This window comes from Streptomyces sp. NPDC048612 (assembly GCF_043199295.1).
Lineage (GTDB): Bacteria > Actinomycetota > Actinomycetes > Streptomycetales > Streptomycetaceae > Streptomyces.
Window position 1 is genome coordinate 241234 of the sequence record NZ_JBICVV010000001.1, and the last position, 19218, is coordinate 260451.

General features: G+C 73.8%; 18 protein-coding genes. 8 read left to right on the forward strand and 10 right to left on the reverse strand.

Going from position 1 to position 19218, the window contains the following annotated elements:
• Window positions 1–46 precede the first annotated feature (46 nt).
• Window positions 47–874: an alpha/beta fold hydrolase gene (locus tag ACGFN2_RS00935; protein ID WP_393356485.1), complete on the reverse strand. Its 828-nt coding sequence runs from the start codon at window positions 872–874 to the stop codon at window positions 47–49.
• Between the two features lie 352 nt (window positions 875–1226).
• Here ACGFN2_RS00935 and ACGFN2_RS00940 point away from each other — a divergent pair, with 352 nt between their 5' ends.
• The 4 genes from ACGFN2_RS00940 (at window position 1227) to ACGFN2_RS00955 (ending at window position 6382) form a co-directional block, all read left to right on the forward strand.
• Entirely contained in the window at window positions 1227–2315 is a 1089-nt protein-coding gene (locus ACGFN2_RS00940) for a tetratricopeptide repeat protein (RefSeq protein WP_393356487.1), read from the forward strand.
• Window positions 2316–2420: 105 nt separating this feature from the next.
• Window positions 2421–3587, forward strand: coding sequence for a CapA family protein (locus ACGFN2_RS00945; RefSeq protein WP_393356489.1), 1167 nt, complete (start codon window positions 2421–2423; stop codon window positions 3585–3587).
• Window positions 3588–3633: 46 nt separating this feature from the next.
• Window positions 3634–6087 (forward strand): excinuclease ABC subunit UvrA, encoded by a 2454-nt coding sequence (uvrA, locus tag ACGFN2_RS00950; protein WP_393356491.1) that lies wholly within the window; start codon window positions 3634–3636, stop codon window positions 6085–6087.
• 82 nt (window positions 6088–6169) lie between these two features.
• A complete protein-coding gene (locus ACGFN2_RS00955; RefSeq protein WP_362606713.1) occupies window positions 6170–6382 on the forward strand; it encodes an EF-hand domain-containing protein in 213 nt (70 codons plus the stop codon).
• A 13-nt stretch (window positions 6383–6395) separates the two neighbouring features.
• Here ACGFN2_RS00955 and ACGFN2_RS00960 read toward each other — a convergent pair whose 3' ends face one another.
• A complete protein-coding gene (locus ACGFN2_RS00960) occupies window positions 6396–7319 on the reverse strand; it encodes a LysR family transcriptional regulator (protein WP_393356493.1) in 924 nt (307 codons plus the stop codon).
• Window positions 7320–7429: 110 nt separating this feature from the next.
• Between ACGFN2_RS00960 and ACGFN2_RS00965 the strand changes: the two genes are divergently transcribed.
• On the forward strand, window positions 7430–8068 hold the full coding sequence (locus tag ACGFN2_RS00965) for a LysE family transporter (protein WP_393356495.1): 639 nt from the start codon (window positions 7430–7432) through the stop codon (window positions 8066–8068).
• A gap of 111 nt (window positions 8069–8179) precedes the next feature.
• Here the strand turns inward: ACGFN2_RS00965 and ACGFN2_RS00970 are convergent, their stop codons facing one another.
• Window positions 8180–8605 carry a 4-oxalocrotonate tautomerase family protein gene (locus ACGFN2_RS00970; RefSeq protein WP_393356497.1) on the reverse strand — a complete coding sequence of 142 codons (426 nt, stop codon included), beginning with the start codon at window positions 8603–8605 and terminating at the stop codon, window positions 8180–8182.
• Between the two features lie 114 nt (window positions 8606–8719).
• Between ACGFN2_RS00970 and ACGFN2_RS00975 the strand changes: the two genes are divergently transcribed.
• Window positions 8720–9637 carry a LysR family transcriptional regulator gene (locus tag ACGFN2_RS00975; RefSeq protein ID WP_393356499.1) on the forward strand — a complete coding sequence of 306 codons (918 nt, stop codon included), beginning with the start codon at window positions 8720–8722 and terminating at the stop codon, window positions 9635–9637.
• Between the two features lie 39 nt (window positions 9638–9676).
• Here the strand turns inward: ACGFN2_RS00975 and ACGFN2_RS00980 are convergent, their stop codons facing one another.
• The 3 genes from ACGFN2_RS00980 to ACGFN2_RS00990 all read right to left on the reverse strand — a co-directional run bounded on the left by ACGFN2_RS00980 (window position 9677) and on the right by ACGFN2_RS00990 (window position 11707).
• Window positions 9677–10411, reverse strand: a complete 735-nt coding sequence (locus ACGFN2_RS00980) for a class I SAM-dependent methyltransferase (RefSeq protein WP_393356501.1) — start codon at window positions 10409–10411, stop codon at window positions 9677–9679.
• A 182-nt stretch (window positions 10412–10593) separates the two neighbouring features.
• Window positions 10594–10776, reverse strand: a complete 183-nt coding sequence (locus ACGFN2_RS00985) for a hypothetical protein (RefSeq protein ID WP_393356503.1) — start codon at window positions 10774–10776, stop codon at window positions 10594–10596.
• An 85-nt stretch (window positions 10777–10861) separates the two neighbouring features.
• Complete coding sequence (locus ACGFN2_RS00990) at window positions 10862–11707, reverse strand: hypothetical protein (protein WP_393356505.1); 846 nt, start codon at window positions 11705–11707, stop codon at window positions 10862–10864.
• A 542-nt stretch (window positions 11708–12249) separates the two neighbouring features.
• Between ACGFN2_RS00990 and ACGFN2_RS00995 the strand changes: the two genes are divergently transcribed.
• On the forward strand, window positions 12250–12726 hold the full coding sequence (locus ACGFN2_RS00995; protein ID WP_393356507.1) for a hypothetical protein: 477 nt from the start codon (window positions 12250–12252) through the stop codon (window positions 12724–12726).
• 74 nt (window positions 12727–12800) lie between these two features.
• Here ACGFN2_RS00995 and ACGFN2_RS01000 read toward each other — a convergent pair whose 3' ends face one another.
• From ACGFN2_RS01000 to ACGFN2_RS01015, 4 genes are all read right to left on the reverse strand, one after another.
• Complete coding sequence (locus ACGFN2_RS01000) at window positions 12801–14252, reverse strand: amino acid permease (RefSeq protein ID WP_393357150.1); 1452 nt, start codon at window positions 14250–14252, stop codon at window positions 12801–12803.
• Window positions 14253–14377: 125 nt separating this feature from the next.
• Entirely contained in the window at window positions 14378–14593 is a 216-nt protein-coding gene (locus tag ACGFN2_RS01005) for a dodecin (RefSeq protein ID WP_362606684.1), read from the reverse strand.
• 100 nt (window positions 14594–14693) lie between these two features.
• Complete coding sequence (locus ACGFN2_RS01010; protein WP_362606681.1) at window positions 14694–15155, reverse strand: universal stress protein; 462 nt, start codon at window positions 15153–15155, stop codon at window positions 14694–14696.
• Between the two features lie 65 nt (window positions 15156–15220).
• Window positions 15221–15925 carry a PAS domain-containing protein gene (locus ACGFN2_RS01015; RefSeq protein WP_393356510.1) on the reverse strand — a complete coding sequence of 235 codons (705 nt, stop codon included), beginning with the start codon at window positions 15923–15925 and terminating at the stop codon, window positions 15221–15223.
• A gap of 105 nt (window positions 15926–16030) precedes the next feature.
• On the opposite strand from ACGFN2_RS01015, the gene ACGFN2_RS01020 reads away from it, so the two are divergent.
• Window positions 16031–19201 carry a cytochrome P450 gene (locus tag ACGFN2_RS01020; RefSeq protein ID WP_393356512.1) on the forward strand — a complete coding sequence of 1057 codons (3171 nt, stop codon included), beginning with the start codon at window positions 16031–16033 and terminating at the stop codon, window positions 19199–19201.
• Window positions 19202–19218: the final 17 nt, after the last annotated feature.

Below are 19218 nucleotides of genomic sequence, written 5' to 3' on the forward strand. Positions count from 1 at the left end.
GCCGCCACGGACCGCCTCCCGTCCCGCCCCGGTCCCGGCCGCCCGGTCAGCTCCGCCACAGCCGGGTGAGCAGGGCGTTCACCTCCGCGGGCCGGTCCTGGTGCGGCGCGTGCCCGGCGCCGCTCACCCGCACATGGCGGGCGCCGATCGCCCCGGCGAGGTACGCGCCGCAGGCCATCAGCGCCCGGCCGGAGAACTCCCGGTGGCCGGGGTGGGCGGTCTCCCAGGTCCCGTTGAGGACGGTCTTGGGCAGGGTGGCCGCCGCCAGCGGGCCGAGCGGCAACTCCGCGTCCCACACGGGACGTTCACGCATCGCCGACCGCACCGCGCGCAGCAGCCGCGGGGTCGGTTCGGGCACCGGCAGCCCGTACGGCTCGGTGGAGCGCCGCAGGTACTCCTCGGGGCCCAGCTCCTCGTCGAGGTCGCCGAACGCGGCGCGGATGCGCTCCAGCGCCGCCGCCACGGTCGGGTCGGCGGCCGCGGTGCGCAGCGGGGACGGCTCGATGAGGGTGAGCGACCGCACCGCCTCCGGGCGGGCCGACGCGGCCAGCATGGCGGCGGCCGCACCGTAGGAATGGCCGACCAAGTGGGCTCCGTGGTACAGAAGTCGGCCGATATCCTCGGCGTCGACCGTGTAGTCGCTCCGTTCGATGTCCGGGCTGTCACCGAAACCGCGCCGGTCGACGAGTTCGAGCCGGAACATCCGGGCCAGCGGCCGCTGTGCCGCGAAGCACTCCGTGCCCCAGCTCATCGTGCCGTGCACCAGCACCGCCCGCGGCGCCCCGGGCCCCGCCTCGTCCCACACCGTCACATGAACCGGCGTACGGCCCTGCGGGGAGTCACCGCTCACCGGGCCCGGGGAGTCACTGCTCATACAGCTGAGGCTAGGGCCTGTCCGGCGGTCGGTGTCGGGTTGACCGGACAGGCCCCAGCAGGCCGGACACTCGCCCCCCGGGTGGCGGCGTGGCCTCGACGGACTACCCGCATGGCGGTCGCTGGCGGCCGTGGTGCTGGTCAAGGCTGGCCGCAGTCTGACGGTGGTGGCCTGCGGCCGGGGTGCCGGTCGCGTTCCTGCTCCCGGGCGGCCCGGCCGGGGCGCGGCGGTTCCGGTCCGTGGCGCCGGGCCCGCCGGCCACCCACGCATGCGACGGACGGAGCGCGGCCGGCGGGCCGGTTCCGGGAACGGTGACGTGATGGTGCGGAGAGAGGGACGCCGATGGGGCGCGATGCCGGCGAGGCTGCGGTGGGGCGGACAGCTCCGGGCGGCCAGGAAGGCCGTCGCCACCTACCGCGGCCGGGCGGAGACCGACCCGGACCCGCGCTACCGCCTCGCGCTCGCGCGGTCCCTGTGCACCCTGGGCGAGCTGCTGGCGAAGGTGGAGCGCCCGGCCGAGGCCCTGCCGCACGCCGAGGAAGCCGTCGACCTCTGCCGTCCCCTGGCAGAAACCGAACTCGCCCGCCATCGCACCGTCCTCGCGGAGTGCCTGGGCACGCGCGCCGCACTGCTGACGGCACTGGTCCGGCCGGCCGCGGCGCAGGCCGCACGGGACGAAGCCACCGCCCTGACGGCGGAGCCCGGGGACCTCGTCGCCTTCTACCGTGACCTGGCCGGGGCCGACCCCGGCCGCCGGCGCCCCGCCCTCGCCGCCGCCCTGCACTACCAGGCCGTCCGGCGGAAGCAGGACGACCGGCGGCAGGAGGCCCTGGCCCTCGTCGAGGAGGCCGTCGCGCTCCGCCGCGAGGTGGCGGAGTCCGACGCGGACCCGCTCCGCCGGATCGCCCTCGCCCGGTCGCTGGGCTTCCTCGGCGAGCTGCTGGGCCAATTGGACCGGCCGGCCGACGGGCTGCCGCCCGTCGCGGAAGCCGTGGCCCTCCGCCGTGACCTGGCGGCGGCCGACGCGGACCCGCGCCGTGGCGTCGCACTGGCTCTGCTCCTGCGTGCCCGCTGCCGGCTGCTGCTGCAACTGGACCGGCCGGAGGAGGCACTGCCGTTCGCCCGGGAAGCCGTCCGCCTCTGGCGGAGGGTCACGGGGTCCGAAGCCGGCGACCTTCGCTACCGGGCCGGCCTCGCCGTGTCGCTGCACACCGTCGGTGAGCTGCTGGCGAAGCTGGACCGCCCGGCCGAGGCGCTGCCGCAGGCGCAGGAGGCCGTCGACCTCCACCGTGCCACCGTCGGCCTCCTCGGCAGCCACCGCCTCGCCGGTGCCCTGCGCACCCTCGGTGACGTGCTGGCGGCGCTGGACCGTCCGGCCGAGGCGCGGTCCGTACGGGACGAGGCGGCGGCCCTCGGGGACGCGGAGCCGGAGGCACCGTGAGCGGTCCGGCCCGCGGGCGGCAGCCGTGAGGCCGTATGGGGGAGAGCCACGGACATCGGCGTAGCGGGGCATTTCCGGTCATGTCCCTGCTGATATCTGTCGGGGATGAGCGCGTACACCCGGTATGCGGCAGCCGCCCTGCTCGCGGCGCTGGCCGTGGGCTGCACCCGACCGCACTCCGTCCCCCGGCCCGCCCCGCGGGCCACCCCGGAACCAGCCCCACGGGCCCATGCCGGCGCCCCCGTCACCGGGGCCGCCGGCCGGCCCTTCACCCTGGTCGCCGCCGGGGAGGTGCGCCCCGCCGACCCCGAGGTCCTCGCCACGGCCCGGCGCGACGCACCGCACGACGGGTACGACTACCGGCCGATGCTCAAGGGCGTGCGGCCGGTGGTCTCCGCCGCCGATCTGGCGCTGTGTCATCTGGACGCGCCACTGGGACCGCTGGCGGGGCCCTTCCCCGGTCACCCCGCCCCGCAGGCGCCCCCGCAGATCGCCACCGCGCTGAAGGCGACCGGCTACGACTCCTGTGCCACCGCCTCCCGCCACACCCTCGACCGCGGCGTGCCGGGCGTACGGCGCACCCTGGAGGCCCTGGACACGGTCGGGCTGCGGCACACCGGCTCGGCCCGGGACGCCGCCGAGGGCGCCCGTCCGGCGCTGCTGCGGGCCCCGGGCGGCGCCCGGGTGGCGCAGCTCGCGTACACCTTCGACGCCGGGGGCGGGCGCCGCCCGGCCTTCGCGCCGTGGACGGTGAACCGGCTCGACGCGCGGCGGATCGTCGCGGACGCCCGGGCCGCCCGCCGGGCCGGCGCCGATGTCGTGGTCGTCAGCCCGTACTGGGGCACGGAGTTCCGGACGGCCCCCGACGCCCGGCAGACCGGGCTGGCGCGGGCGCTCACCGCCGCCGGGACCGACGGCCGTCCCGACATCGACCTCATCGTCGGCACCGGCGCGCACACCCCCCAGCCGTACGAGAAGGTCAACGGCACCTGGGTCGTCTACGGCCTCGGCGACCAGCTCTCCGGCGCCGCCCAGCAGCCGCGCGGCAACGGGGGCACCCTCGCCCGCTTCCGGTTCGCGCCGCCGCACCACCCCGGCGGACGCTGGCGGGTCACCGCCGCCGAGTACCTCCCGCAACTCGTCACCCAGGGGAAGCGGGTACGGGTACGCGATCTCGCCACCACCCATGGGCACGACCGGGTGCGCGAGGACATCGGCAGGGCCGTGCTGAGCCGGGGCGCCGCGGCCGACGGGCTGACGGCGGGGCGCTGACCCCGCCGGTGCACGGCTACGGCGGGCCGTGCCCGATCATGGAGGGATGGCCGACTCGTACGTACGGGTGCGCGGCGCCCGTGAGCACAACCTCCGCACCATCGATGTGGACATCCCGAGGGACGCGCTGGTCGCGTTCACCGGGGTGTCCGGATCGGGCAAATCCTCCCTCGCCTTCGGCACCCTCTACGCCGAGGCGCAGCGCCGCTACTTCGAGTCGGTGGCCCCCTACGCCCGGCGCCTGATCCACCAGGTCGGCGCGCCCAAGGTCGAGGACATCACCGGACTGCCGCCCGCCGTCGCCCTGGAACAGCGGCGCTCCGCGCCCACCTCCCGCTCCTCCGTCGGCACCGTCACCACCCTCTCCAACACCCTGCGGATGCTCTACTCCCGCGCCGGTGACTACCCGGAGGGCACGGCGGAACGGCTCGACTCCGACGCCTTCTCGCCCAACACCGCGGCCGGCGCCTGCCCGGAGTGCCACGGCCTGGGCACCGTCCATCGCGTCACCGAGCAGTCCCTCGTCCCCGACCCGGCGCTCACCCTCCGGGAAGGCGCCGTCGCCGCCTGGCCCGGCGCCTGGCAGGGCAAGAACCTCCGCGACATCCTCGCGGCCCTCGGCCACGACCTCGACCGGCCCTGGCGCGAGCTGCCCCGGGCCGAGCGCGAGTGGATTCTGTTCACCGACGAACAGCCCGTGGTCACCGTCCACCCCGTGCGCGACGTGGGCCGCATCCAACGCCCCTACAAGGGCCAGTACATGAGCGCCAGGCGCTATGTGCTGCACACCTTCGCGGACTCCAAGAGCGAGACCCTGCGCAAGCGTGTCCAGGGCTTCATGGTCGCCGAGCCCTGCCCGGTGTGCGCCGGGCGGCGGCTGCGCCCCGAGGCCCTGGCCGTGACCTTCGCCGGCCACGACATCGCCACCCTCGCCGCCCTGCCGCTCGACGCCCTCGCCGCCCTGCTGCGCCCCACCGCCGCACGGGCCGACGACGAGGTGGCCCCCACCCTGGCCCGCGACCTGGTGGCGCGGATCGAGGTGCTCACCGAACTCGGGCTCGGCTACCTGAGCATGGACCGGCCCTCGCCCACCCTGTCCGCCGGTGAACTCCAGCGGCTGCGGCTCGCCACCCAGCTGCGCTCCGGCCTCTTCGGCGTCGTCTACGTCCTCGACGAGCCGTCCGCCGGACTGCACCCCGCCGACACCGAGTCCCTGCTCACGGTGCTCGGCAGGCTCAAGGCAGCGGGCAACACCCTCTTCGTCGTCGAGCACGACATGGACGTGGTGCGCCGCGCCGACTGGATCGTGGACATCGGACCGCGCGCCGGCGAGCACGGCGGACAGGTGCTGCACAGCGGGCCCGTCGCCGGGCTCGCCGACGCCGCCGACTCCGCCACCCGCCGGTACCTCTTCGACACCGCACCGCCCGCCGCACGCACGGTGCGCCGCCCCGCGGCCACCCTCACCCTGCGCGGCGTCACCCTGCACAACCTGCGCGGCCTCGACGCCACCTTCCCGCTCGGCGTCTTCACCGCCGTCACCGGCGTCTCCGGGTCGGGCAAATCGACGCTGGTGACCCGCGTCCTCGCGGAGGCCGTACGGGAACATCTCGGCGACCGGACGCCCGACACCGGTGAGGAGACGGCCGAGACCGGGCCGATGGCCCGCGCCCAGCTCGTCGGCGCCGAGGGACTGGCGGCGATCGACCGGCTGGTGCGCGTCGACCAGAAGCCGATCGGCCGGACCCCGCGCTCCAACCTCGCCACGTACACCGGCCTCTTCGACGCCGTACGCAAGGTCTTCGCCGCCACCGACGCGGCCCGCGCCCGTGGCTACACCGCCGGACGGTTCTCCTTCAATGTCGCCGGCGGCCGCTGCGAGACCTGTCAGGGCGAGGGCTTCGTCGCCGTCGAACTGCTCTTCCTGCCCGGTACGTACGCGCCCTGCACCGACTGCCACGGCGCCCGCTACAACCCCGGCACCCTGGAGATCACCTACCGGGACCGCACCGTCGCCGATGTCCTCGCGATGACCGTCGACACCGCCGCCGGCTTCCTCGCCGACCTCCCGGCCGCCGCCCGCAGCCTGCGCACCCTCCAGGACGTGGGCCTCGGCTACCTGCGGCTCGGCCAGCCCGCGACCGAGCTGTCCGGCGGCGAGGCCCAGCGCATCAAGCTCGCCACCGAACTCCAGCGGACCCGCCGCGGCCACACCCTCTACCTCCTCGACGAACCCACCACCGGACTGCACCCCGCCGACACCGAGGTGCTGCTGCGTCAGCTCCACGGCCTGGTCGACGCCGGGCACACCGTGGTGGTCGTCGAGCACGACATGGGGGTGGTGGCCGGCGCCGACCACGTCATCGACCTCGGCCCCGGCGGCGGAGCGGACGGCGGCCGGATCGTGGCCGCGGGCACACCCGCCGAGGTCGCGGATGTCCCGGGGAGCCGCACCGCCCCCTACCTGGCCCGTCGGAGGGCGCAGCCGGACGCCCGTTGACGGTCCGCTAATGTACGCAGGTCAGATCACCAGGTATCACCACCGCGCAGCACTGCGCAGCACCACGAAGGGGGCACCTCTCATGGCAGACATGGAGAAGGCCAGGGCGGCGTTCGACCGGTTCGACGCGGACGGCGACGGCCAGGTCACGCCGGAGGAGTTCAAGCACGCGATGGCCGAGATGGGCGACCCGTTCGTCACCGGCCCGGTCGCCGAGGCCGTCATCAACGCCAAGGACGCCGACCACAACGGCAAGATGTCCTTCGACGAGTTCTGGCAGGCCCTGCAGGCCTGACCCGCACCGCTCCTCAGGCCCCCTTCGCCTCCCGTTCGCCCGCGGCCGCGCGCAGCGCCGCCAGCCCGCGGGCGATCGGGGGCCGGCCCGCACTGCCCCGCCGGACCGCCGCCAGGAACCGCCGCACCGGCAGCGGCTCCCCGCGCAGCGGCACCCGGACGACCGGACACCGCTCCGGCACCGGCGCCAGCCGCGGCACCAGACAGATCCCGAAGCCGTGCGCGACCAGGGCCGCGACCGCGGACCAGTCCACCGCGTGATGGCGCACCCGCGGGGTGAAGCCCGCCGTGGCACAGGCCGTCAGCAGCAGCTGGTGCTGATCGTCCGGATCGCCCGCGCGAATCCAGCTCTCCCCGGCCGCCTCCGCCAGGGTCACCCCCCGCTCCGCCCGTCCGGCGAACCGGTGCCCGGCCGGCACCAGCAGATCCTGCGGCTCCGCCAGGACCGGGTGCTGACCGAAGCGCACATCGTCCGGCGGAGGGCCGCCCGGCGCCGGAATCACCACGGCGATGTCCGCCCGCCCGGCCAGCAGCAGCTCGAAGCGGTTCTCGCCCGGGTCCTCACCGATCTCCACCTCCAGCCGCGGCAGCTCCTCGCGCAGCCGCGCCGCCGCCGGTGCGATCACCCCGGCGATCGCCGTCGCCACCCCCGTGATCCGCAGCCGCCCGGCCACCCCGTCCACATGGCCCGCGAGATCCGCACGCGCCTCCTCCCAGCGCACGAACAGCGCGTCGGCGTGCCCGACCAGCGCCAGCGCCGCCGGAGTCAGACGCACCTTGCGGCCCGCCGGCTCCAGGAGCTCCAGCCCCAGCCGGGCCGACAGCTGCCGCAGCTGCTGGGAGACCGTCGACGGGGTCAGATGCAGCGCCTCGGCGGTCGCCGTGACGGTGCCCCGCTGATGGAGGACGCGGAGGGTCTGGAGCCGGGGATCGATCATGCGGGGAGCGTAGACGCACGGGCCCGCACCAACTGTGCGGATTTTCCGCACAGTTCCCTGCGGAAACATTCGATGGACCCCCACCACGGACCCGCCCGAAGCTGGGCGGCATGACCGAGATCCTCACCGATGCCTTTCTCCCGGGCCTGTGGGCGGGCTATGCGCTGGCCCTCCCCGTCGGCGCGCTGGCCGTTTCGCTGATGAGCCTGACCGCCCGTACGTCGTTACGGGTCGGTGCCGCGGCGGCGCTCGGGGTGGCGACCGCCGACGGCCTCTACGCGCTCGCCGCGGTGGCCGGCGGCGCCGCCCTCTCCCACGCACTGGCCCCGGCCGTGGTCCCGCTGCGCGTGCTCGCCGCCGTCCTCCTGCTCGGCATGGCGCTCCGCACGGCCGTACGGGCACTGCGCACGGGCGGCACACCGGACGGCCCCGGCCGGGACGTCCTGGGACGCCCCGGCCGGGCCTGTCTCGCCTTCCTGGGGCTGACATTGGTCAACCCCTGGGCGGTCCTCTACTTCTCGGCGCTGGTGCTGGCCGGCGGTGCGGACACCGCGGGCGCCGGTGTCGCCGGCCCCGCCGCCTTCGTCGCCGCCGTGGTCACCGCCTCCCTGAGCTGGCAGCTGTTCCTGGCCGCGGGCGGCGCCGTGCTGGGCAGGGCGCTGACCGGTCCACGCGGGCGGGCCGTCACCGCGCTGCTCTCCGCCGTGGTGATCTCAGGGATGGCGGCCGGGCTGCTGCTGGGCGGCTGAGCGGGTGCCGACCGGTGGGGCCCACGGGGGCGAGCGCCGAGATCGGTCCCTGCCATCGGTGCACCCGGCCCCGTCGAGGAGCCGGACGCACCGAATGGCGGGGGAGACGGCTCAGCGGGCCGCAGGCGCCGCGGAGGTGGCCGGTGTGTCCACGGGCCGCCGGTAGAAGTCGAGTTGGGTCACCCCGTGGTAGCCGTAGCTTTCGGGGTGCAGTTCGTGCAGTGCCACACCGGACCGGGGGAGCGGGCCCAGGAGGTCGGACAGCAGGGTGTCGGCCGCGGCGAGGAACGCGGCCTTCTCCGCGGCGCTGTTGGTGCCCGCGGTGAGACTCCCCTCCACATGGGCGTCGCGGCCCCCGGCCAGGGGCTTGCCGTCGACGTAATAGCGGCCCGGCGGCACCAGGTTGAGGTGGACGACGGTGCGCGCGGCGGACTTGCCCAGCTCCGTGACCGCCAGCCGGGTCAGGCCCTCGGCGAGGGCGCGCTGGACGTCGGTGGGGAGGTCGGGGTCGGGGACCGTGACCCGGAAGTACGGCATGGCTCTCCTCGGTCGGTGCTCGGGGCCGCCGGAGCCGGCGGCACGGAGCAAGCGTCACCGAGCCTGGCACCATGAGGCCAACACATCACCGTCATAGGGATATGAGGCCGGCGCATGCCCCTGAACCTGCCCCAGCTGCGGGCCTTTCTCGCCGTCGTCGACGCGGGCGGGTTCAGCGCGGCCGCCGACGAACTGGGCATGAGCCAGTCGGCGGTGTCGCACGCCGTCGCCTCCCTGGAACGCGAGCTGACCGCCCCGCTGCTGATCCGTGCCACCCCGGTGCGGACGACCGTGCTCGGCGAGCGGGTCCTGCCGCACGCCCGGCTGGCGCTGTCGGCGGTCCGGTCCGTGGAGCAGCTCGCGGCCGAGGCCGCCGGGACCATGACCGGCACCGTGCGGCTGGCCGCCACCCCGACGGTCTGCCAGGGGCTGGTCCCCGGCCTGCTGCGGCACTGGCGCGAGGACCAGCCCCGGATCACCGTGCGGGTCTTCGAGGGCGACAGCGGTGAGGTCGAGTCCTGGCTGGTGGAGGGGACGGCCGATGCCGCCGTCCTGATCGACCCGCCCCCCGGCCCGGGAATCCAGCTCGCCACCGACGGATACCGGGCCCTGCTGCCCCGGGACCACCCCCTCGCGGGCGAACCCGCCGTGGACATCGGCGACTTGGCGGACGACCCGCTCCTGATCTCGCCCAACGGCTGCGAGGCCCGGGTCCGTACCCTCCACCGCCTGGCCGGGCTGCGCTTCTCGCCCACGCACCGGGTACGGGACCTGGCGACGCTGATCAGCATGGTGCAGGCCGGTATCGGCGTGACCGTGCTGTCCGAGGTCTCCCGCGCGCTGGTCCCCGCCGACCTGGTCCTGCTTCCGCTGCGGCCCCGGGCCTCGCGCCGCCTCGTCCTGACCGGCCCGCCGGACCGCCCCTGGCACCCGGCGCTCCGCACCCTCGCGGAGTCGGCCGCCGGCCACCTGGCGCGGAACGCTGCCCGGCCGGCGGAGGGACAGCCTCTGCTCAGCGGCGGCGGCCGCTGAGCCGTCCCCGCGTCCCCGCCCGTCCCCGTTCCTCGCCTGTCACGGCCGGACGGGGCGGCGGAACAGCGCCGTCCACAGGAAGGGTTCGCCGAAGGACGGGGACTCCGGCGGCTCGTCGTGCATCCGGCGCAGCTCGATCTGGGTCAGGCCGGAGAAGATCCGGCGCAGCGACTCCGGGGTGTAGGCGAGGCCACCGTGGAGACCGGACCGGCGGTAGAAGTCGCGGTCGGGGAGTTCGGAGCCCATCGCGCCGGCCGCGAAGCAGGTGAGGGCGAGATGGCCGCCGGGGGCGAGCACCCGGTCGAGGAGGGCGAGGTAGCTGATCCGGCGGTGCGGCGGCAGATGGTGGAAGCAGCCGGAGTCGTGGACCAGGTCGTACGGCCCGTCGAGTGCGGTGTCCGGGGCGAAGGCGTCGCCGCAGCGGAACCGGATCTCGGCTCCGGCCTCCCGGGCGCGCTCCCCGGCCCAGGCGACGGCCGCCGGTGAGAGGTCGACGGCGTCCACCTCGAAGCCCAGCGAGGCGAGGTGGAGCGCGTTGCGGCCCGGCCCGCAGCCCAGGTCGAGGGCCCGGCCCGGGGTGATCAGCCCGCGTGCGAGGTAGCTGACCAGGTTCTCGTCCGGCTTCGCCACGAAGAACGGCACCGGCCGGCCGCGGTCCGCGTAGAAGCCGTCCCACCACGAGGCCGCCTGACCCGTCCAGCGGTCGTCCTCCGGCGCGAACAGCCCGTCCAGGAGCCTGAGTACGTCCTCCACGGTGCGGATGTGCCGGTCCATCCGGTCCCCCTTTCTCCTGCGGTGATCCTAGGGTCGGAGAGCGCAAATGCCCATCTCCGCAAGGGTGTTGGGATTTCCCTGGTGCCCGTCACGCCGCCGCCGTCGCCCGCCCGCGCCGGGCGGTGATCCGGAGCGAGGCCCCCGGACCTGCATCCTGGCCGGGGGCTGCTCGCCGTGCGGGGTCAGCCGGTCTGGAGCCACCAGATCAGCCAGGAGACGAGGGCGCCGCCGGAGGCGTAGGCGGCGCCCTTCAGTGCGTTGTCGAGAGCGAGGCGCAGGTAGCGACGGCTACGGCGGCGCCAGGTGGTCGTAGGGTGGGGAGCCGGACGTCCCGTGTCGGGAGGTTCGGGGGAGTGCTTGTTCAAGGGGTACTCCAGAAATCCAGTGAGTGTGCTGGTGAGGTCGCACCGCTCCGCCCGGGCGCCAACCACATGCGGAGCGGTGCGGCTCTCATTCCTTCGGGCCGCAGCCCCGGAAAGCCTCGATGGCGGCTCCTTCGCCGGTGGCCGGCTCGCCGAGCGCACGCGGGGTGAACGGCGGGCACAGGCTGTAGACCGGCCGGGAGCCCCGGCCCGACCGGGTCTTGAGGGTGTCGAACCACTCGTCCTCCAGGTGCACGAGGATGCCGTGCCGCGACAGTTCGCGGATGCCCTTGCCGACGCTGTCGGCGGAGATGCCGTACCAGTCGGGTATCCGCTCCTGGGGCAGGGTGAACGTGTGCTTCCGCTGAGCCGAGGCGATCAGGAGCATGGCCTTCCCCGGCAGGGAGAGCGTGTGGTGCCAGCCGTTGTCCCAGTACTCGTAGGGGAGTTGGAAGTAGGGGTCTCCCAGGCCTTCACCCGGGGACGTGTACGGCCGCCCGGAGCCGTCTTCGTGCAGCTTGGTGAGGGTCGACTTGCCGCCCTCGCCGCGGGCGCGGGTGATGAGCCGCAGCTCCCTGAGCACCTTCCAGGCGCGCGAGACGGCGGCCGTGCCCGCCGTCTCGTCGAAGATGCCCACCGACCGGGCCCAGGTCGTGGACCACTCGGTGACGGAGAAGTCCCCGCCGCTGGTGACGGCGCTGAGCAACAGGTAGAGGTCCAGGGGCCGTTTGGCGGAGCGCCGCACCAGCGCGGCCAGCGCGCCGGGGGACTTCGTGCCGTCGCGCTCCTCCCTCTGGAGGAAGGCCCGGCGGACGGGCACCGTACGGTTCGGGCGTCGGGAACGGTTGAGGAGGAGTCCGATGGTCTCAGGCTGCCCGAGCGGCGTAGGGCCTTGTACGGGAGGCGAGTTGAGACCGTGGTGCGTGGTCGTCATGCCGTCATCGTGGCACGGGGCTGATGCCGTTCGCCGGTTTGAGGAGACGCTGGTGGGGGCGTCGACTTGCCGTTTCGGCGGGTGCCTTACGATGCCCGGATGATGTCTCGTAGGACACCAGGTGAGATGTCATAGTGAGGACGACACCTCACTGTGGTGAGTTGCTGTGTGCCGGTGAACCGGCCGACCGTCGGGGAGAGCCTGACTCGTGAGCCGCTTGCCGCGGACTTGTCTTTGTCGGGAGCGCCCCCGCAGGCGGCGCCGCGTTCTTGAAGCCACCGTGCGGCCCGCGTGATGCCGTGCCGCAGCCCGCGCCCCCGGACCGGCCGGGCACCCCGAAAATCATGGGGGTCTGCCTTGCTCTCTTCAGGGGCCCGTGCCTCAATGGACAGCGATTCAGGTCACTGACTCACCGTCAGTTCCTGGCGTGAGTCGGCACGGGGGCCGTCGGCGGCCCCCGGGTGGCTGCCTGTCGTACCTCCCGCACCCTTCGACGGCCGGTGCCATGGACCTGCACCCCCTCACGAAGGCGGACCCCCCTCATGAAGCACCTCAGACCCGGCAAGCCCGGCTTCCGTACGGCACTCTGCGTCGCCGCCGCCACCGCGGGCACCCTCGCGATGGCCCCGGCCGCCCCCGCGGTGACCCCCGGCACCGCCACCCTCTCCTTCGACTGCGGCTTCTACGGCTCCGGCAAGGCCACGCTCACCGCGACCCAGAACGGCACGGCCGCGACCATCAGCCTCTCCACCTCGGCGATCACCTCGCCCATACCCCTCGGCGCGAACTCGGTGGCCTCCACCCTCACCCTCACCAAGAACGGCTCCGGCACCGCGGTGTTCAGCGGCAACGCCAACCCGGCGATCCCGGCCGGCAGCCCGGTCTCCACCGGACCGCTGAAAGGCACCGTCGCCAGTGGTGACAAGCTGTCCGCCACCTCCCTGAAGGTCGTGGTGCTGGGCATCACGGCCACCTGCAAGGCCACCTCCGCACAGTCCCCCGGCCCCTTCGTCTTCTGAGCGCGGGCGGGGACCGGCGGACGCACCCCCGCCGGTCCCCGCCGTGCCGGCCGCGCCCGGTCAGCGGGCGCGGCTCACTTCGGCCCCCGGTCGTCGCCCGCGCCGGACACCTCGTCCTGCGCCCGCGCCAGGTTCGAACGGCGGTAGGAGTAGGCGAAGTAGATGACCAGGCCGAGGAGGAACCACACCGCGAACCGGACCCAGGTCTGCCACGCCAGGAACGTGATCAGCCAGATCGAGAAGCACACCCCGATCGCCGGCACCACCGGCATCCCCGGCGTACGGAACGTCCGCGGCAGGTCGGGACGCTTGTAGCGGAGCACGATCACCGCGATGCAGACCACCACGAAGGCGAGCAGGATGCCGATGTTCGTCAGCTCGGCGGCCTCACCGATCGGCAGGAAACCCGCGATGGCCGCGGAGGCGAAACCGACGATCCAGGTCACCCGGGTCGGCACATGGTGTTTGGGGCTGGTCTTCGCGAACCACTTCGGCAGCAGACCGTCACGGCTCATCGAGAACCACACCCGGGTCACCCCGAGCATGAAGGTGAACATGACGGTCAGAATGCCGATGATCGCGCCGACCGCGATGACATCCGCGAGGCTGCTCAGCCCCACCGACTTGAACGCCGACGAGAAGCCGCTCTCCGGGTCGATGTCCTTGTAGTTCTGCATACCCGTCAGCACCAGGCAGGCCAGCACGTACAGCACCATCGAGATCGCCAGCGAATACATGATCGCCTTCGGCATGTGGCGCTGGGCGTCCTTGGACTCCTCCGCCGCGGTGCTCATCGCGTCATAGCCGAAGACCGCGAAGAAGACCGTGGCCGCACCGGTGAAGGCGCCGCTCGCCCCGAACGGGAAGAACGGCGTGTAGTTCGCGGTGTTGATGTGGAAGAAGCCGACCGCGATCACCACGACGACCACCAGGACCTTCAGGCCCACCACGACCGTCTCGAACCGCGCGGCGTTCTTGATGCCCAGGGTCAGCAGGTAGGCGATCAGCAGACAGAGCACCGCGGCGAACAGGTCCACCCGGTGCCCCGCCCCCGTGCCCGGTGCGCCCAGCATCCAGGCGGGCAGATCGACGCCCATCTCACCCAGCAGAAAGCCGAAATAGCCGGAGATCCCGATCGCGACCACCGCCACGATCGCGGTGTACTCCAGCAGCAGGTCCCAGCCGATGAACCAGCCCGCCACCTCACCGAGGACCGCGTAGCCGTAGGTGTAGGCCGAGCCCGCCTTCGGGATCAGTCCGGCGAACTCGGCGTACGAGAACGCGGCCGCCGCGCTCGCGATACCCGCGATGAGAAAGGAGACCAGCACCGCCGGGCCGGCCTTCTCGTTCGCGACCGTGCCGGCCAGCGTGAAGATTCCCGCGCCGATGATGCCGCCGACGCCGATGGCGGTCAGCTGCCACAGGCCGAGCGCCCGGGTGAGCTGCTCGCTCGCGGTGCCCTCCGCCTCTTCCATGTGTTCGATCGGTTTACGGCGCAATACGCCCTGTCCCGCGCGCAGGCCCATCGTCATCCCTCCGTACGCTCCGTCGTGGTCCGACGGCGGATCATCATGGACCCTCAGGAGCGACTAAGGAAGGCGACTCCCTAGTACTGCCGGGACTCGCCGGGAGACGTACACGGGAGAGGTGTTCAATCGGCGTCCTCCAGCCGGAACCCGACCTTCAGGCCGACCTGGTAATGGTCGATCTCGCCGTCGACGATATGGCCGCGGACCTCGGTCATCTCGAACCAGTCGAGGTTGCGCAGGGTCTCCGAGGCGCGCTTGATGCCATTCCTGACCGCGGCGTCGATGCTCTGCTGGGACGTGCCGACGATCTCGGTCACGCGATACGTGCGGTCGGTCACGGTGGTCTCCCTCGCCGGGGCGGCGGTCCGCCCGTCCACTTTCCACCGTGCCTCAGGGCGGCGCGCCCCACCAGCGGAGCGGCGGGGGACGGCCGGCGCCCTACGGAACCACGGTGACCGGCCAGCGCCCGGCCTTGACCAGCCGCACCGCGACCGAGCCCATGATGCGGTGCCCGGCCGACTCCGAGGCGCCGACCACCACTGCGTCGGCCTTCAGGTCGTCGGCCATCTGCACCATGCCGTTGTACGGGTCGCCCCGCAGCGTGTGGAACTCCCAGCGCACCTGGTAGATCCCCTGCAACCGCTCGGTCGCCCGGCGGATCTCGGTCATCAGCTCCTCGGCCACCTCGTTCGTGGCGTCCACGACGGGAGCGCCCATCGCCGCACCGGCCGGCAGCACCGGCTGGACGTAGACCAGTACCAGCTTCGAGCCCTGGCGCCGGGCCAGCCCCGCCGCGTAGGCGGCCGCGCGCCACGACGAGTCGGAGCCGTCGATGCCGACGACGATGACCTTCGGGCCGTCCGTTCCGCGCTCGAACCGCGCGGCTGCGTTCTCCTCCACACCCGTGAGGTTATCCGCACGGATGTACGGGCGGGTGTCCGGGCCGCGCCGCCGCCCGGCCCCGGTCAGGCGGGAGCCGGCGGCCAGCTGTCCGCCGCCAGCACGCCCAGCACGTACGCCCTCGCCACCAGCGCCGTACGGCCCTGCACCCGCCAGCGCCGGGCCAGCCGGGTGAGGTGGTAGTTCACCCCGTCGACCGTCAGCCCGAGCGCCGTACCGATCGCCGCGGTGGTCGCGCCGCCCGCGGCCAGCGCCAGGATGCGGGCCTCCACCGGGCTCGCCGCACCGCGCGGCACCGGCGGACCGGCCTCAGCGACCCGCAACAACGCCAGCAGCGCGGGCGGATGCACCGACGGATCACCCACCGGATCGATCGTCAGCTCCCCCTCCCGCTCACTCCCGTCCGAGCTGTCCCGCCAGCGCACCTCCACCGGATAGCGCGACCGGCGTCCCATCCGCAGCGCCTCGGTCAGCCGGTCCAGCTGCGCCTTCGCCCGCGGCTCGAAGAGATCCAGCAGATTGCGGCCCCGCAGCTGCCCCGGCGCGGCGCCCCACTGGGCGGCCATCGCCGGGTTGGCGATCAGCACCTCGCCATGGGCCCGGCACACCGCGATCGGGGTGGGGATACGGTCCAGCAGGATCAGGAAGTAGTTGCGCCACGGGCCGTCCGCGTACGGCCCGGCCGGGTCGGGCTCGGGGCGCTCACAGGCCGGCTTGACCACACCGTCGGCACCGGCACCCGACGTGCCGTCGGCAGTCCCGTTGTCCATTGACCTTCCTCCGGTCCGCATGCAAGAGCGAGCAGCGAGAAACCACTGCACAATCATGCAGTTGTCCGGGCGTGACCTGCGCGTGGGGGCCCTCACGCTGGAGACATGACCGACACCATCGCGCTCCACAGCGACGAACGCGCCGCCGATGACGGCATTCCGGTGGCCGACCTCACGGACGCCGGGCTCACCCAGACGCCCATCCAGCAGTCCATGGACCTCGCCCGCCTCCACGGCCCGGTCTTCAAGCGCAAATTCGGCGAGCGCGAGACGCTGTTCCTCTCCTCGCTCGACCTGGTCACCGAGCTCGCCGACGAAGCCCGCTTCAGTAAGGGCGTGTCGGTCGTCCTGGAGAACGTCAGAGAGTTCGCCGGTGACGGTCTGTTCACCGCCTACAACGACGAGCCGAACTGGGCCAAGGCACACGAGGTCCTGATGCCGGCCTTCGCGCTCGGCTCGATGCGCACCTACCACCCCGCGATGCTCAAGGTCGCCCGCCGGGTGACGGCCGCCTGGGACCGCCGGGTGGCCGACGGCACGCCCGTCCAGGTCGCCGAGGACATGACCCGGATGACGCTGGACACCATCGGGCTCGCCGGCTTCGGCTTCGACTTCGAGTCGTTCTCCCGCGGCGACGGCGCGCACCCGTTCGTCGAGGCGATGGTGCGCTGCCTCGAATGGAGCATGACGAAGTTCTCCCGCGACCCCGACGCCGACCACTCCGCGGCGGACGCGGCGTTCCAGGCCGACGCCGACTACCTCGCCTCGGTCGTCGACGAGGTCATCACCGCCCGGACGGAGAGCGGCGAGACCGGGGACGACGACCTGCTCGGCCTGATGCTCGGCGCCGGCGCCGACGGCGGGCCGGCCCTTGACCTCGCCAACATCCGCAACCAGGTCATCACCTTCCTCATCGCCGGCCACGAGACCACCTCCGGCGCGCTCTCCTTCGCCCTCTACCACCTGCTCAAGGACCCGCTCGCGCTGCGCATGGTCCAGCGCGAGGCCGACGAGCTGTGGGGCGACCAGACCGACCCCGACCCCACGTTCGAGGACATCGGACGGCTGCCGTTCACCCGGCAGGTCCTCAACGAGGCGCTGCGGCTGTGGCCCACCGCCGCCGCCTTCAGCCGGCAGGCCAAAGAGGACACCCTGCTCGGCGGCCGCTACCCGGTGAAGGCGGGCGAGCTGGTCACGGTGCTCACCCCGATGCTGCACCGCGACCCCGCCTGGGGCGACAACCCCGAGCTGTTCGACCCCTCCCGCTTCAGCCCGGAGGCCGAGGCGGCCCGCTCCCCGCACGCCTACAAGCCCTTCGGGACCGGTGAACGCGCCTGCATCGGGCGGCAGTTCGCGCTCCACGAGGCGACCATGCTGCTCGCCCTCCTCGCCCACCGCTACCGCCTCACCGACCACGGCGACTACCAGCTGCGCATCAAGGAGACGCTGACCCTCAAGCCCGACGGGTTCACCCTCACCCTGGCCGCCCGCACGCCCGCCGACCGGGCCGCGGTCCGCGCCGCGCTCGCCGTACTCCCCGGCGGCGCCGCGGCCACCGCGGACGACGCGGCCACCGACGAGGGGCTGCCGACCCGCGTCCCCCAGGGCACCGGCCTGCTGCTGTTGCACGGCAGCAACTACGGCACCTGCCGCGAGTTCGCCGAGCGGCTCGCCGACGAGGCCACCGGGCTCGGCTTCGCCGCCGACGTGGCACCGCTGGACGCCCACGCCGGCACGCTGCCCGCCGACCGGCCGGTCGTCATCGTCGCCGCCTCCTACAACGGGCAGCCCACCGACGACGCGGCCGCCTTCGTCACGTGGCTGAACACCGCGCAGGACGGTGCCGCGACGGACCTGCCGTACGCCGTCCTCGGTGTCGGCGACCGCAACTGGGCCGCCACCTACCAGCACATACCGACCCTCATCGACGACCGGCTCGCCGCACTCGGCGCCCACCGGCTGCTGCCGCGCGCCGAGGCCGACGCCTCCGGCGACCTCAGCGGCACCGTCAAGGAGTTCGCCGCGGCACTGCGCACCCAGCTGCTGACGCGGTACGGCGACCCGGCGACCCTCGGCGCCGGCGCACCCGCCGCCGAGGACACCGGCTACACCGTCACCGAGATCACCGGCGGCCCGCTGGACGCCCTCGCCGCCCGCCACGACCTCGTCCCGATGACCGTCACCGAGGCCCACGACCTCACCGCCGAGGGCTGGCCGCGTCCCAAGCGCTTCCTGCGGATCGCCCTCCCGGACGGCGTCGGCTACCGCACGGCCGACCACCTCGCGGTGCTCCCCGCCAACGCCCCGGAAGCCGTCGAGCGGGCCGCCCGGGCCCTGGGCGCCGACCCGGACACCGTCCTCGCGCTGCACGCCGGCCGCCGCGCCGGACGCGACACCCTGCCCGTCGACCGGCCCCTGACGGTGCGCCAACTGCTCACCCACCACCTGGAACTGGGCCGGCGGCCGGCGCCCGGCCAGATCGCCGTGCTCGCCGCCCACAACCCCTGCCCGCCCGAGCGCCTGGCCCTGGAGGCGCTCGCCGAGGACGACCCGCGCACCCTGATCGAGCTGATCGAGGCGCACCCGGCGCTGCACGGCGCGCTGCCCTGGCCGGTGCTGCTGGAACTGCTGCCGCCGCTGCGCACCCGGCACTACTCGCTGTCGTCCTCGCCCGCCACCGACGCCCGGCACGCCGACCTGATGGTCTCGCTGCTGCCCGGCGGCACCGGCTCGTCCTACCTGCATCGCGTACAGCCCGGTGACACCGTGCTCGCCCGCGTCCAGCCCTGCCGCGAGGCCTTCCGCCTGGATACGGCCGATGACACCCCCGTCATCCTGGTCGCGGCCGGTACCGGCCTCGCGCCGTTCCGCGGTGCCGTGGCCGACCGCGTCGCCGCGGGCCTGCGGTCCCCCGCACGGCTCTACTTCGGCTGTGACGACCCCACCGCCGACTTCCTGCACGCCGCGGAGTTCGCCGCCGCCGAGGCCGCCGGAGCGCTCTCCGTACGCCCCGTCTTCAGCGAACGCCCCGAGCACGGCCACCGCTTCGTCCAGCACCGGATCGCCGCTGAGAGCGCCGAGGTGTGGGAGCTGCTCCAGGCCGGGGCGCGGGTGTACGTCTGCGGGGACGGCAGCCGGATGGCGCCCGGTGTACGGGCCGCCTTCCGCGAGCTGCACGCCGCGCACACCGGCGCCGCACCCCAGGAGTCCGAGGCCTGGCTGCGCGAACTGACCGCCTCCGGCCGCTACATCGAGGACGTGTACGCGGCGGGCTGAGGCCTCGGGGCGCCACC

Excerpts from the sequence above, each read along its gene's own strand:
- ACGFN2_RS00935 (WP_393356485.1), bottom strand. The coding sequence starts at position 874 with ATGAGCAGTGACTCCCCGGGCCCGGTGAGCGGTGACTCCCCGCAGGGC.
- ACGFN2_RS00940 (WP_393356487.1), top strand. The coding sequence starts at position 1,227 with ATGCCGGCGAGGCTGCGGTGGGGCGGACAGCTCCGGGCGGCCAGGAAG.
- ACGFN2_RS00945 (WP_393356489.1), top strand. The coding sequence starts at position 2,421 with ATGAGCGCGTACACCCGGTATGCGGCAGCCGCCCTGCTCGCGGCGCTG.
- uvrA (WP_393356491.1), top strand. The coding sequence starts at position 3,634 with ATGGCCGACTCGTACGTACGGGTGCGCGGCGCCCGTGAGCACAACCTC.
- ACGFN2_RS00955 (WP_362606713.1), top strand. The coding sequence starts at position 6,170 with ATGGCAGACATGGAGAAGGCCAGGGCGGCGTTCGACCGGTTCGACGCG.
- ACGFN2_RS00960 (WP_393356493.1), bottom strand. The coding sequence starts at position 7,319 with ATGATCGATCCCCGGCTCCAGACCCTCCGCGTCCTCCATCAGCGGGGC.
- ACGFN2_RS00965 (WP_393356495.1), top strand. The coding sequence starts at position 7,430 with ATGACCGAGATCCTCACCGATGCCTTTCTCCCGGGCCTGTGGGCGGGC.
- ACGFN2_RS00970 (WP_393356497.1), bottom strand. The coding sequence starts at position 8,605 with ATGCCGTACTTCCGGGTCACGGTCCCCGACCCCGACCTCCCCACCGAC.
- ACGFN2_RS00975 (WP_393356499.1), top strand. The coding sequence starts at position 8,720 with ATGCCCCTGAACCTGCCCCAGCTGCGGGCCTTTCTCGCCGTCGTCGAC.
- ACGFN2_RS00980 (WP_393356501.1), bottom strand. The coding sequence starts at position 10,411 with ATGGACCGGCACATCCGCACCGTGGAGGACGTACTCAGGCTCCTGGAC.
- ACGFN2_RS00990 (WP_393356505.1), bottom strand. The coding sequence starts at position 11,707 with ATGACGACCACGCACCACGGTCTCAACTCGCCTCCCGTACAAGGCCCT.
- ACGFN2_RS00995 (WP_393356507.1), top strand. The coding sequence starts at position 12,250 with ATGAAGCACCTCAGACCCGGCAAGCCCGGCTTCCGTACGGCACTCTGC.
- ACGFN2_RS01000 (WP_393357150.1), bottom strand. The coding sequence starts at position 14,252 with ATGGGCCTGCGCGCGGGACAGGGCGTATTGCGCCGTAAACCGATCGAA.
- ACGFN2_RS01015 (WP_393356510.1), bottom strand. The coding sequence starts at position 15,925 with ATGGACAACGGGACTGCCGACGGCACGTCGGGTGCCGGTGCCGACGGT.
- ACGFN2_RS01020 (WP_393356512.1), top strand. The coding sequence starts at position 16,031 with ATGACCGACACCATCGCGCTCCACAGCGACGAACGCGCCGCCGATGAC.